The organism is Alterluteimonas muca (assembly GCF_021191595.1).
GTDB classification, from domain to species: domain Bacteria; phylum Pseudomonadota; class Gammaproteobacteria; order Xanthomonadales; family Xanthomonadaceae; genus Luteimonas; species Luteimonas muca.
In genome coordinates this window covers 78,380-89,748 of record NZ_JAIWPS010000013.1, presented here as the reverse complement: position 1 = coordinate 89,748, position 11,369 = coordinate 78,380, and the positions used below count along the sequence as shown (strand labels likewise).

General features: G+C 67.7%; 12 protein-coding genes. 4 read left to right on the top strand and 8 right to left on the bottom strand.

Features of this window, described 5'->3' with window-relative positions; genetic code table 11:
* Nucleotides 1-8 precede the first annotated feature (8 nt).
* Nucleotides 9-185 carry a DUF2934 domain-containing protein gene (locus LDO11_RS14120; RefSeq protein WP_232142095.1) on the top strand — a complete coding sequence of 59 codons (177 nt, stop codon included), beginning with the start codon at nucleotides 9-11 and terminating at the stop codon, nucleotides 183-185.
* Nucleotides 186-192: 7 nt separating this feature from the next.
* Nucleotides 193-2,325 (top strand): glycogen debranching protein GlgX, encoded by a 2,133-nt coding sequence (gene glgX, locus LDO11_RS14115; protein ID WP_232142094.1) that lies wholly within the window; start codon nucleotides 193-195, stop codon nucleotides 2,323-2,325.
* Between the two features lie 115 nt (nucleotides 2,326-2,440).
* Here the strand turns inward: glgX and purD are convergent, their stop codons facing one another.
* Nucleotides 2,441-3,733: a phosphoribosylamine--glycine ligase gene (purD, locus tag LDO11_RS14110; RefSeq protein WP_232142093.1), complete on the bottom strand. Its 1,293-nt coding sequence runs from the start codon at nucleotides 3,731-3,733 to the stop codon at nucleotides 2,441-2,443.
* Nucleotides 3,734-3,880: 147 nt separating this feature from the next.
* Here purD and LDO11_RS14105 point away from each other — a divergent pair, with 147 nt between their 5' ends.
* Nucleotides 3,881-5,335: an alanine/glycine:cation symporter family protein gene (locus tag LDO11_RS14105; RefSeq protein WP_232142092.1), complete on the top strand. Its 1,455-nt coding sequence runs from the start codon at nucleotides 3,881-3,883 to the stop codon at nucleotides 5,333-5,335.
* A 15-nt stretch (nucleotides 5,336-5,350) separates the two neighbouring features.
* Here LDO11_RS14105 and LDO11_RS14100 read toward each other — a convergent pair whose 3' ends face one another.
* A complete protein-coding gene (locus LDO11_RS14100) occupies nucleotides 5,351-6,424 on the bottom strand; it encodes a calcium/sodium antiporter (RefSeq protein ID WP_232142091.1) in 1,074 nt (357 codons plus the stop codon).
* Between the two features lie 532 nt (nucleotides 6,425-6,956).
* Between LDO11_RS14100 and LDO11_RS14095 the strand changes: the two genes are divergently transcribed.
* Nucleotides 6,957-8,198 (top strand): hypothetical protein, encoded by a 1,242-nt coding sequence (locus LDO11_RS14095; protein ID WP_232142090.1) that lies wholly within the window; start codon nucleotides 6,957-6,959, stop codon nucleotides 8,196-8,198.
* 122 nt (nucleotides 8,199-8,320) lie between these two features.
* Here LDO11_RS14095 and LDO11_RS14090 read toward each other — a convergent pair whose 3' ends face one another.
* The 6 genes from LDO11_RS14090 to LDO11_RS14065 are packed head-to-tail and all read right to left on the bottom strand — an operon-like array spanning nucleotide 8,321 to nucleotide 11,295.
* Complete coding sequence (locus LDO11_RS14090) at nucleotides 8,321-8,890, bottom strand: hypothetical protein (RefSeq protein WP_232142089.1); 570 nt, start codon at nucleotides 8,888-8,890, stop codon at nucleotides 8,321-8,323.
* Between the two features lie 32 nt (nucleotides 8,891-8,922).
* The gene (locus LDO11_RS14085; RefSeq protein WP_232142088.1) at nucleotides 8,923-9,342 is read right to left on the bottom strand and encodes a hypothetical protein; all 420 of its coding nucleotides are present in this window, start codon (nucleotides 9,340-9,342) and stop codon (nucleotides 8,923-8,925) included.
* Entirely contained in the window at nucleotides 9,342-9,521 is a 180-nt protein-coding gene (locus LDO11_RS14080) for a hypothetical protein (RefSeq protein ID WP_232142087.1), read from the bottom strand. Before LDO11_RS14080 ends, LDO11_RS14085 begins: the two co-directional genes overlap by 1 nt.
* 19 nt (nucleotides 9,522-9,540) lie before the next feature.
* A complete protein-coding gene (locus LDO11_RS14075) occupies nucleotides 9,541-9,834 on the bottom strand; it encodes a helix-turn-helix domain-containing protein (RefSeq protein ID WP_232142086.1) in 294 nt (97 codons plus the stop codon).
* 2 nt (nucleotides 9,835-9,836) lie between these two features.
* Nucleotides 9,837-10,163, bottom strand: a complete 327-nt coding sequence (locus LDO11_RS14070) for a type II toxin-antitoxin system RelE/ParE family toxin (protein ID WP_232142085.1) — start codon at nucleotides 10,161-10,163, stop codon at nucleotides 9,837-9,839.
* A gap of 34 nt (nucleotides 10,164-10,197) precedes the next feature.
* A complete protein-coding gene (locus tag LDO11_RS14065) occupies nucleotides 10,198-11,295 on the bottom strand; it encodes a site-specific integrase (RefSeq protein WP_232142084.1) in 1,098 nt (365 codons plus the stop codon).
* Between the last annotated feature and the right edge of the window lie 74 nt (nucleotides 11,296-11,369).

Genomic DNA, 11,369 nt, shown 5'->3' with positions numbered 1-11,369 from the left:
CATCCGCAATGGATCCCGATACCCGGCGCGCGCGCGTCGAACAACTCGCCCGCGAGATCTGGGAGGCCGAAGGCCGCCCCGAGGCCCAGGCCGAGCGCCACTGGGGCATGGCCGAGCGCCTGGTCGATGCCGAGATCGCCGCGGCCGGCCAGCCACCGGCACCGCAAGAACCGTCCGGACACTGACCAGCCCATGTCGAAGAAATCATTCGCCACCCGTTCGCGCATCCAGGAGGGCCGCCCGTATCCGCTCGGCGCCACCTGGGATGGCCTGGGCGTCAATTTCGCGCTGTATTCCGCGCATGCCACGAAGGTGGAGCTGTGCCTGTTCGATGCGCGCGGGCGCGAGTGCGAGCGCATCGTGCTGCCGGAGTACACCGACGAGGTCTGGCATGGCTACCTGCCCGACGCGCGGCCGGGCCAGCTGTACGGCTACCGCGTGCATGGGCCCTACGCGCCCGATGCCGGGCACCGTTTCAACCCGAACAAGCTGCTGATCGACCCCTATGCACGGCGCCTGGTCGGTGAGCTGAAGTGGGCGCCGGCGCTGTTCGGCTACACCCTGGGGCATCGCGACGCCGACCTCAGTTTCGACCGCCGCGACAGCGCCGCCTACATCCCGAAGTGCGCGGTGATCGACCCCTCGTTCACCTGGGGCGAGGACCGCCGGCCGGCCCGCCCGTGGTCACGCACGGTGATCTACGAAAGCCATGTGCGCGGGCTGACCATGCGCCACCCGGACGTGCCCGAGGCCCATCGCGGCACCTTTGCCGGGCTGCGCGAGGAACCCGTGGTGCGCCACCTGCGCGACCTCGGCGTCACCGCGGTGGAACTGTTGCCGGTGCACGCGTTCGCCGACGACCACTACCTCGAGGAAAAAGGGCTGCGCAACTACTGGGGCTACAACACCCTGTGCTTCTTCGCACCGCAGCCGCGCTACCTCGCCAGCGGCAGCATCGACGAATTCAAGCAGATGGTCGCGCGCCTGCATGCCGAAGGGCTGGAGGTGATCCTCGACGTGGTCTACAACCACACCGCCGAAGGCAACGAACTCGGGCCCACGCTGTCGTTCCGCGGCATCGACAACGCCAGCTACTACCGGCTCGCCGACAACCCGCGCCACTACATCAACGACACCGGTACTGGCAACACGCTTGACCTCACCAGTGCCGGCGCCCTGCGGCTGGTGGCCGATTCGCTGCGCTACTGGGTGCAGGAGATGCATGTCGACGGCTTCCGCTTCGACCTCGCCACCATCCTCGGTCGCGAGCGCAGCGGCTTCGATCCGTCGGGCAGCTTCCTCGACACCGTGCGCCAGGACCCGGTGCTGGGCGGGGTGAAGCTGATCGCCGAGCCCTGGGACATCGGCCCGGGCGGCTACCAGGTCGGCAACTTCCCACCCGGCTGGGCGGAGTGGAACGACCGCTTCCGCGATACCGTGCGCGCGTTCTGGCGCGGCGAAGAAGGCAAGCTCCCGGAGCTCGCCACCCGCATCACCGGTTCCGCTGACCTGTTCAACCACCACGGCCGCCGCCCGAGTGCCTCGGTGAACTTCATCACCGCGCACGACGGCTTCACCCTGCGCGACCTGGTCAGCTACGAGCACAAGCACAACGAAGCCAACGGCGAGGACAACCGCGACGGCCACGACCACAACCTGTCGGCCAACTACGGTGTGGAAGGGCCGAGCGAGGATGCCGGCATCGAGGCGCTGCGGCTACGCCAGCAGCGCAACCTGCTGGCCACCCTGCTGCTGGCGCAGGGCACGCCGATGCTGCTGGCGGGCGACGAGTTCGGGCAGACCCAGCACGGCAACAACAACGCCTATTGCCAGGACAACGAGATCAGCTGGCTGGACTGGGACGCCGCCGCACGGCCGCAGGGGCAGGAACTGACCGCGTTCGTGCAGCGCGTGCTGTCATTGCGCGAGCGCTTCCCGCTGCTGCACCACAACCGCTTCCTGACCGGTCGCTACGACCCCGAGCTCGATGTCCAGGACGTGCGCTGGCTGCGCCCTGACGGCGAGGCGATGGGCGACGACGACTGGAATGCGCCGCATGCGCGCGCGCTGATGATGCATCTCGACGGCCGCGCGCCGGTCAGCGGGCTGCGCGTGCCGGGTACTGCGGCCAGCCTGCTGTTGCTGGTGAATGCCGCGGAAGAGGCGGTGGTGTTCCGGCTGCCGGACGTGGCTTCGGTGCACTGGCGGATGCTGCTCGACACCACCACCGGCGGCCGCGGGCCGCGCCTGCCGGGTGGTGGCGAATGGACCGCGGAAGGCCGCTCGCTGGCGCTGCTGGCGGTGGAACACGACGAGGCGGGGTGATCCGCCGGCCGGGGTGCGGCTTCCGCGGACCGGCAGCGGGAGTGTGGGGACCTGCGTCCCTGATCCCGCCGTCCGCCTCCGCTGCGAATCGAAGCCGGGTCAGCCCGGCCGTGCCTCAGCCACCTGCACGCTCGCGCTCGATCGCGCGCCAGCCGATGTCGTGGCGGTGGAATTCGCCGTGCCATGAAATCCCGCTGATCGCGGCATAGGCGCGCTCCCGGGCATCGGCGACGGTGTCGCCGAGCGCGCACACGCACAGCACCCGGCCGCCAGCGGTGACCACGTGCTGGCCCTCGAGCGCGGTGCCGGCGTGGAAGACCCTGGTGTGCTCGGGTTCGGGCACGTCCCAGGTGTTGATGACATCGCCGGTGCGCGGCTTGCCGGGGTAGTGCTCGGCGGCCATCACCACGCCCAGCGACGGACGCGGGTCCCACCTGGCCTCGGCGCCGTCGAGGCGGCCGTCGATCGCGGCCTCCACAAGTTCGGCGAGGTCGGACTGCAGACGCAGCATCACCGGCTGGGTTTCCGGGTCGCCGAAGCGCACGTTGTATTCGATCACCTTCGGCGCGCCGTGGCGGTCGATCATCAGCCCGGCATAGAGGAAGCCGGTGAAGGGCGCGCCGTCGGCGGCCATGCCGGCGACGGTGGGTTCGACCACCTCGCGCATGATCCGCGCATGCACCTCCGGCGTGACCACCGGCGCCGGCGAGTACGCACCCATGCCGCCGGTGTTGGGCCCGGTGTCGCCGTCGCCGACGCGCTTGTGGTCCTGGCTGGTGGCCATCGGCAGCGCGGTGCGGCCATCGACCATCGAGATGAAGCTGGCTTCCTCGCCGTCGAGGAACTCCTCGATCACCACCCGCGAGCCGGCGGCGCCGAAGGCGTAGTCGCCGAGCATGTCGGTGATCGCGGCCTCGGCGTCCTCCAGCGTCATCGCCACGATCACGCCCTTGCCGGCGGCCAGGCCATCGGCCTTGATCACGATCGGCGCACCGCGCTCGCGCACGTATTCCAGCGCCTCCTCGACATGCGTATGCACCGCGTAGTGCGCGGTGGGGATGCCGTGGCGGGCGAGGAAGTCCTTCGCGTACGCCTTGCTGCCCTCGAGCTGGGCGGCGGCCGCGGTCGGTCCGAAGATGCGCAGGCCGGCGTCGCGGAAACGGTCGACCACGCCGGCCACCAGCGGGCCCTCCGGCCCGACCAGGGTGAAGGCGACGCCTTCGTCGCGCGCCAACGCCAGCAGTGCGTCGATATCGGTGGCGGCCACGTCGACATTGCGGCACCCGTCCTCGGTGGCGGTGCCCGCGTTGCCCGGCGCCACCAGCACTTCGTCGACGCGCGGCGACTGCGCGAGCTTCCAGGCCAGTGCGTGCTCGCGCCCGCCCGAACCGATGACCAGAACCTTCATGCGCGCTCCCACCGCCGAGTCAGGCGCGGATTCTAGACCGTGCAGGGTGCTGCCGCCGGACAGCCGCCGCAGGCAGAGCGCCTGCGTTGCGAACGGCGCACCTGCGGCGTTGCTACGATCGCCGGTCCGCCTGCATCCGGCACGTCCATGTCCGCACCCGCCACGCTGATCGAAACCCTGCTCTCGCCGGTGGTCGGCGTCATCAACCGCGTGCTCTGGGACTACCTGCTGGTGTACGGGTTGCTGGGCGTCGGGGTGTTCTTCACCGTGCGGCTGCGCCTGCTGCAGCTGCGCCGCTTCGCTCACATGCTGAGCCTGGTGCGCCCCGGCCGCGGCGGCGATGCCAGCGGCATCTCGCCGTTCCAGGCACTTGCCACCAGCCTGGCCTCGCGGGTGGGGACCGGCAACCTCGCCGGGGTGGCCATCGCGCTTTCCCTCGGCGGGCCGGGGGCACTGTTCTGGATGTGGTGCACGGCCGTCGTCGGCATGGCCACCGCGTACGCCGAGAGCAGCCTGGCGCAGCTCTACAAGGTGCGCGATGCCGGGGGCCAGTACCGTGGCGGTCCGTCGTACTACATGACCCTCGGGCTCGGACGCCGCTGGATGGGGGTGGCGTTCGCAGTGGCGCTGCTGGTGTCCTACGGCGCGGTCTTCAGCAGCGTGCATGCCAACGCGATCGGGCAGTCGATGGGCGAGGCCTTCGGGCTGTCGCCGCTGGTGGTGGCCGGCGTGCTGGTGGTGCTGACCGCGGCGGTCATCTTCGGCGGCCTGCGCCGGGTGGCGCGGGTGGCGGAATGGGTGGTGCCGTTCATGTCGGTGGCCTATCTCGGGCTCGCCGGCTGGGTGGTGGTGACCAACCTCGGCGAGGTCCCGGCGGTGCTGGCGCAGGTACTGCGCAGTGCGTTCGGCCTCGATGCCGCGGCCGGCGGGATACTCGGCGCGATCACGGTGGCGATGCTGCAGGGGGTCAAGCGCGGCCTCTATTCCAACGAGGCGGGCATGGGCAGCGCGCCCAACATCGCCGCCGCGGCCACGCCGGTGCCGCACCACCCCGCAAGCCAGGGCCTGGTGCAGTCGTTGGGCGTGTTCATCGACACCCTGCTGATCTGCAGCGCCACCGGCTTCGTGATCCTGCTGTCGGGCGTGCTCGGCAGCGAGGGCGACGGGGTGCTGCTGACCCAGCGCGCCGTCGGGGTGTTCTTCGGCGACTTCGGCGTGGTGTTCGTCGCGGTGGCGCTGTTCTTCTTCGCCTTCACCACGATCATCGGCAACTACTCCTATGCCGAGACCAACCTGCTGTACCTCGGCGGCGGCCGCAGCGGTCTGCTGGTGCTGCGACTGGTGACCCTGGCGGTGATCAGCTGGGGCGTGTTCTCGCGCGTGCAGGTGGTGTGGGATGCCGCCGACGCCTCGATGGCGGTGATGGCCTCGATCAACCTGGTGGCGATCGTGCTGCTGTCCGGGGTGGTGGTGAAGCTCACCCGCGACTACGACAGCCAGCTGCGCGCCGGGCGTACGCCCGAATTCGACGCCGGCCGCTTTCCCGAGTTCGGCGCCGGCGTGGACGCAGCGATCTGGCGGCCACGGCGGCGCCGCGATTGAGCGCGTGGCGCGCGATCAGCCGCGGCGGGCACCCTGGGTGAAGATCGCGCGGGTACCGACCACGGCCAGCGTCGCCACCGTCAGCGGCACGACGAACAGCATCATGATCGCGCTGTAGGCGGGCAGCGCCGCGTGGCCTGCGGAATCGAGCAGCAGGTACGCGGTGTAGGCGACGTAGTAGGCGAGGAACAGCCCGCCCTCCCAGCGATTGATGCAGTGGCCGGTGAAGAAGATCGGCAGGCAGGCGACGGCCGTGGCCAGCATCACCGGCATGTCGAAGTGCAGCGCGGAGGCGCCCACGCCGATGCCGTCCGGCGCCACCAGCGCGGTGATCCCCAGCACCCCGAGCAGGTTGAACAGGCAGCTGCCGACCACGTTGCCGACCGCGAGGTCGCGCTGGCCGCGCATCACCGCCAGCACCGAGGTGGCGATCTCCGGCAGCGACGTGCCGACCGCGACCACGGTCAGCCCGATCACCAGTTCGCTCAGGCCGAACCGGCGCGCGATCACGGTCGCCGCGTCCACCAGCCAGCCGGCGCCCACGATCAACAGGAGCAGGCCCGCGGCCACGAACGCCAGGTCGCGGATGCGCGTGCTCATGCCGCGGGCGCGGACGGGCTCCGGCGCGGTGCCCGCGGCCTGCGGCTCGCGTCGGCCGAGCCGGATCTGCAGCACGAGGTAGGCCACGAGCGCGGTCACCAGCAGCACGCCATCGCCGGACCCGAGCACGCCATCACCGGCCAGCAGCAGCACGCCCACCGAGGCCACCACCATCAGCGGCACGTCCACCCGCACCAGCTGCCGCGCCACCACGAGCGGGGCCACCAGCGCCGCCACGCCGATGATCAGCAGCACGTTGGTGATGTTGCTGCCGACCACGTTGCCCAGCGCGATGTCGCCACTGCCGTCGCGCGCCGCGCCGATGCTGACGGCGAGTTCCGGCGAGCTGGTCCCGAAGGCGACCACGGTCAGGCCGATCACCAGTGGCGAAAGACCGGTGGCAAGTGCGAGCCGGCTCGCCCCGCGCACCAGCAGTTCGGCGCCCAGGGCCAATGCCACAAGGCCGACGACAAGGAGCAGCAGGGTCATGCGCAGCATCCGCAACAGGGCCACGCTGCATAGCATGCCGACACTGCACGCAGCGTCCACGGCGACGCCGCTGCGATTCGACCCGCGCGTCGAGAACGGTGAAAATGCAACGCCGCTGCACCTGCACACCGATGCCCAGCCCCGTCCCGCCCGCGCCCGGCCCGTCACACGATGCGGCCACCCTGCGCCTGTCCGTCGCCCCGATGATGGACTGGACGGATATTGCAGAGAATCTCTTCTCTATCAATAAGTTAGATCCTTTGTTGAGGGTTGCGTTGCACCTGCGCTGCCCTGAGGTGACCTATGGTCTCTCGTAACTTGGCCCTGGCCCACTCGAAGAAGTGCCAAGTCGCGGCCTGCGCGAGGCAGTGCCGCTGCCGCGTTTAGCTCCCACCATTGATTTGCGGTCGAGGATCGACGCTGACCGTCGCGCTTCGATGGCCTTCCTGCATCCGCCGACTGCAGACACCACAACCAACCCCACCCGGCCATGCTGCACGTTCTCCCTCCGGCGTCCCCAGACATGCCTGACGTGAACGAATCCGGCCCCCAACACTACCCAAGCCGCAGGCAGCCTTCGACCTTGCCGTTTTTTGCGTGCGCAATCCCGCTGATCCTGTTTGCCATGCTGGCCGCTACCTCATGCGCCCGCATTTCAGACCGAGAGGGAGAGCGGTGGCCTGTCCGGCCCACCATCGAGGCTTCGGGCTTCGCCACCGTTCTGACGGCGCCGCCGGTGCCGTATGCGGATGCGCCGCCGCCATCGGACCGGGAGCGAATGAGCACGGCCACGGCAATGGCAATGGAACTGCACGCCAATCCTCCCGAGGACGCACGCCAGGCCGCCATGGCCCTGGCGCGAAAACTGCAGGAACAGGAAGGGCGGAACTACATCGGGGTTCGCGTCATCCGCGATCCGGCGCCGCGCTTCGCGTTCCAGTTCCAGACCGATGCGGTCGCCACGCTGGCCCGCTACACGGACGATCCGCGCTTCGCCGCGATCGACGGCGGTCGCCCCGCCGCGGAGCTGCAGCCCTTGGCCGATGAATGGAACGCACGCTTTGCTCCGCACCGGCTGGGCGTCGGGAACGTGTACGAGTTCGACGGCGTGGTGCGGTTCGACCTGCAGGTCGACGAAGCGACATTCCGGTCGATCGCCCGTGCCGAGGGCTGGCGGTTGCCTGCGCAGATCGAGTTGGTCTTCACCCCGTCGCCGAACGCGGATGCGCTCGATCCCGCGCTTGCGCCGCTGGTGCGCCTCGTGCCCAGGCACGACCGGGTGCCTGCGGTGACCACGCTTGCGCTGCACTCCGGGCGTGTCATTTTGCGCGACGGCTGCTTTCGCCTCGCCGCGCAGGAGGGGGGCGGGGAGGAAGCGCTGGTGATCTTCGACCGCGACATCGCGCTGGTGCGCGACGACGCGGGCTACCTGGCCCTGCAGGCGCCGGGCACCGACCAGCCGCTTCCGCGTATCGGGGAACGTATGACCTGGGCTGGGCCGCGGGGCGTCGATGAGCGAGACGCCGGGGTGCAGGCGCTTCGCTCCGCGTGCGGCGAAGGGACGATCATGAGCGTCGGGACGCCATCGAGCGCGCATCATTCCCGAGTGCGGCCCTGGGTGATCGACAACCTCGCGAACGATCGCGGGATGACGCGGAAGCAGGTCTGGGATGCGCTCAAGCGGTGTTGGGCGCTCATTGATGACGCCGGCCCGGACGCGCGCTTCTCCCGGTCAGAGAGCGAACACTGCCGCGTCCCGCCAGACTACCTGTGAGATCGGGGCACCGTCTGGGGCCACGCGGCAACCGGTCTCCTCTTTCCCTGGAAAACAGCTAGCCAACGACTCTTCTTCGCTGGTGTCGATCATCGTCGCTGGCGGAGCGCAGGTGCCTTTCATCATTCTTCTGTTAGCAGGCTCCTGACTTCCTCATAGCGTGCATTGATCAATCTGTGCTTGTCGTTGTGATAAAGCGCGCCTTGGCTAATGAGGTAGTAACCGCGATTGAGGCTGAGATAGCCCTCTTGTGGAGTTCCTTGCCTCGCTGCCACCTGTTGCAAATACGGTGCGCGCGTGAAGGTGACCAAGAAGATTTCATCCCGGTAGCTCTCCAGCGATTTGCGCTTCAGACATCCGTTTGGCAAAGCGCAGAACTCTCCGCTCGTGGAGAACGGACCGCTAAAACGGGTCTTCAGTTGCTCTCCCGCAACACAAGTCCCCGAATGGCAACGTGTGACTCTCCACACCATGGTCCCATCCATCGTGTCTGGATAATTCTCGTGACGAACGTCTTCCAGAATCGCGGTGGCGACAATGTCCGCGGTTTGGGCGCTGGATGCCACTTCCTCTGCTGAAATGCTGGTAACGGTAAGACGATCCGACCGCGCGCTACAAGCCGCGCTTCCCAGCGCTACAAGCACGAGAAAAACTTGACTGCAAATGCGGCGTGCCGGCGTGTGCGATTTCATCCTGCATCCTCCGTTGGCTTCCGGGCAAAGAGCTATGTCGCTTCCAGTTCCACAGGGACCCGCTGGCCCAGGATTGCCGCGATGCTCGCCAGTGTGTCGAGCGAGAAGACGAGGAGGGCAGCGGCCAAGGTGCTGACAAGGAATGCTGCGACATAGCCGAACACCCATCCAGACGTGAGATCGTCAGGCCCGGTCAACCGATAGAGCAGAACAGTTGCGATCCCTCCCGCAAGTGGCGCCAAGACGAGGATGACCAAGCCGAGGAAAGTCTCGAGGAGACCTCCGGTGGTAGGGCTGGTGCTGCCGTCGCCTTCGCCATTCTGCTGGAGCCAAGCGCCGTCGGACTCGTCGTAGGTGTCCGGCCTTCCGTAGCGGTCCGGATGGAGTTCGTTCCATCGCTCCAGGTACGAGCGATTTGGATCGGGACCCAGTTGGATAGGGCGCTGGGACATCAGAAGCCCCGCTGGCTGAGCCGGTGATGGAGGAGGGGATCACGTTGGATCTCCTCCATCGTCCGGATCATGCCGGCGACCAACTCATCGATAGGCGACCGCGAAGTGATGCCGGATCCGTCCGGTGGCTCTGTGGTGTGCAGCTCGATCTGGACTTCTTCGGAGGCGTGTTTGTTCATTGCGACTACTCCATGAGGACTATGCGGCTTCCAGCTCTACATGCACCTGCTGGCCAAGGGCGGCCGCGATGTTCACCAGCGCGTCGAGCGAGAAGCGGCCAATACGGCCGCGCAGCAGGTCATTGATACGCGGCTGGCTGATACCGCACTGTTCGGCAGCCACGGCTTGCGTCCAGTCCTTGTCCTGCACGAGTGCTGCGATCTTGCGCATGAGTTCGGCGCGCACCTTCAGGTTGGCTGCTTCCTCGGCGGAGTCTGCAAGCGCATCCCAGACGCTGGCGAATCGGTCGGGCTTGGTCGTGGTCTTGCTCATGGTCACTTCCTGCTCAGGAGGACAAAACGTTGCTTCGCCAACTCGATGTCCCGTTTCGACGTGGCCTGTGTCTTCTTCTGGAAGGCATGGAGGACGTAGACCGCGTCGGCCAATCGGGCGGTGTAGATGACGCGGTACGTGCCGCTGTCGTCCCGCACCCGGATCTCCTCGACGCCCTTGCCGATCGTCGGCATGGGCTTGAAGTCGTCGGGCTGCAATCCATGCTGCACACGATCCAGTTGGTATCCGGCGTCCCGCTTCGCGTCATCCGGGAACTCCCGCAGGCTACGCAGGGAGTCTCCGAGGAACTCGATTGGCTTGACGGGCATGAGTATATCCGTATTGATATAAACGGCAAGTGAGTCAGCTGGACGCCTTCGCCGGGCGTTCCTCGACGTGCTCTGGCCGAAGATGGGTGTAGCGCTTCAGGGTCGTCCACGATTCATGCAGGGTGAACTGAGCAACTTCCGGAATGTCATAGCCCCGCTCGAACAGCCGGGATGTCGCCTCGTGGCGCAGGTCGTGGAAGCGGAGGTCTTCCAGGCCGCGGAGCCGGCAGGCACGGGTGAAGTTGGCGCCGATCGACTTCGGGTTGTAAGGGAACACGCGCGGATCCGGCGTCTGCTTCCCGTCCGGCCCCTCCGCCATGACCTTGGGCTGCCGGTCGATGATCTCCCAGGCTTCGGACAGCAAGCGGAAGGCGCGGCGGTTGCCGACCTTCTTGCGCGGGTGCTTCACGTCGTCCAGCCAGGCGATGCCCTTGTCGCGATCGAGGTCGGCCCATTTGAGCCGGGTGATCTCTTCCTGGCGTCGGGCGGTCGCCAGCGCGAAGCGGATGATGTCGGCCATTGGGATCTCCGCGCGCACGTCGCGGACAGCGAAGTGGTCGAGCAACGCCTTTTCTTCCGCAGGCGTTACCCGGCGCTGGCGCTGCTTCGGCTTGGCGACGACTCGGCGCTGCCTCAGCTCGTGCGAGGCGTCCTCGAGCAACTGCAGGTTGATCGGCAGGCCCAGTGACGCGCGGGCGGTGCGGAAGACCCCGCGCAGCCAGATCAGGTCATTGTTAGCGGTGGCTGGGCCGGCCCCCTCTCGCCGGCGAGCTTCGACGTGCGCGATGTAATCCCCTGCCGTCAGGCGCAGGGCATTCTTCTTGGAGATCTCGTATCCCGCCAGGCGTCTGAGATCCGCTTCCTTGGTGCGACCCCAAGGCGTCAGCTCTTTGATGTTTTGCCCGTACCAGGCCAGCAGCTCGGCGACGGTGGAGCCCCTGCCCAGCGGTTCGCCGCGTGCGCGCTGCTGGTCCAGCTCGGCTTCGCGCCGACGCATCCACTCGTTGGCCAATTGGCGCCGGTCGAAGGTGGCCGACTCCGAAACGACGGTCTTGCCATCGCGCTTGAGGCGGATGATGGCCGTGTAACCTAGCGATCCGTTCTTCCGGCGGCGGGTGAGGATTGAGCCCATGCCTGGAGTGTAACAACGGTCTTTGTGTTGCACCACGCGTTACACTTCAAACCCGGAAACAGCCGAAATTGACC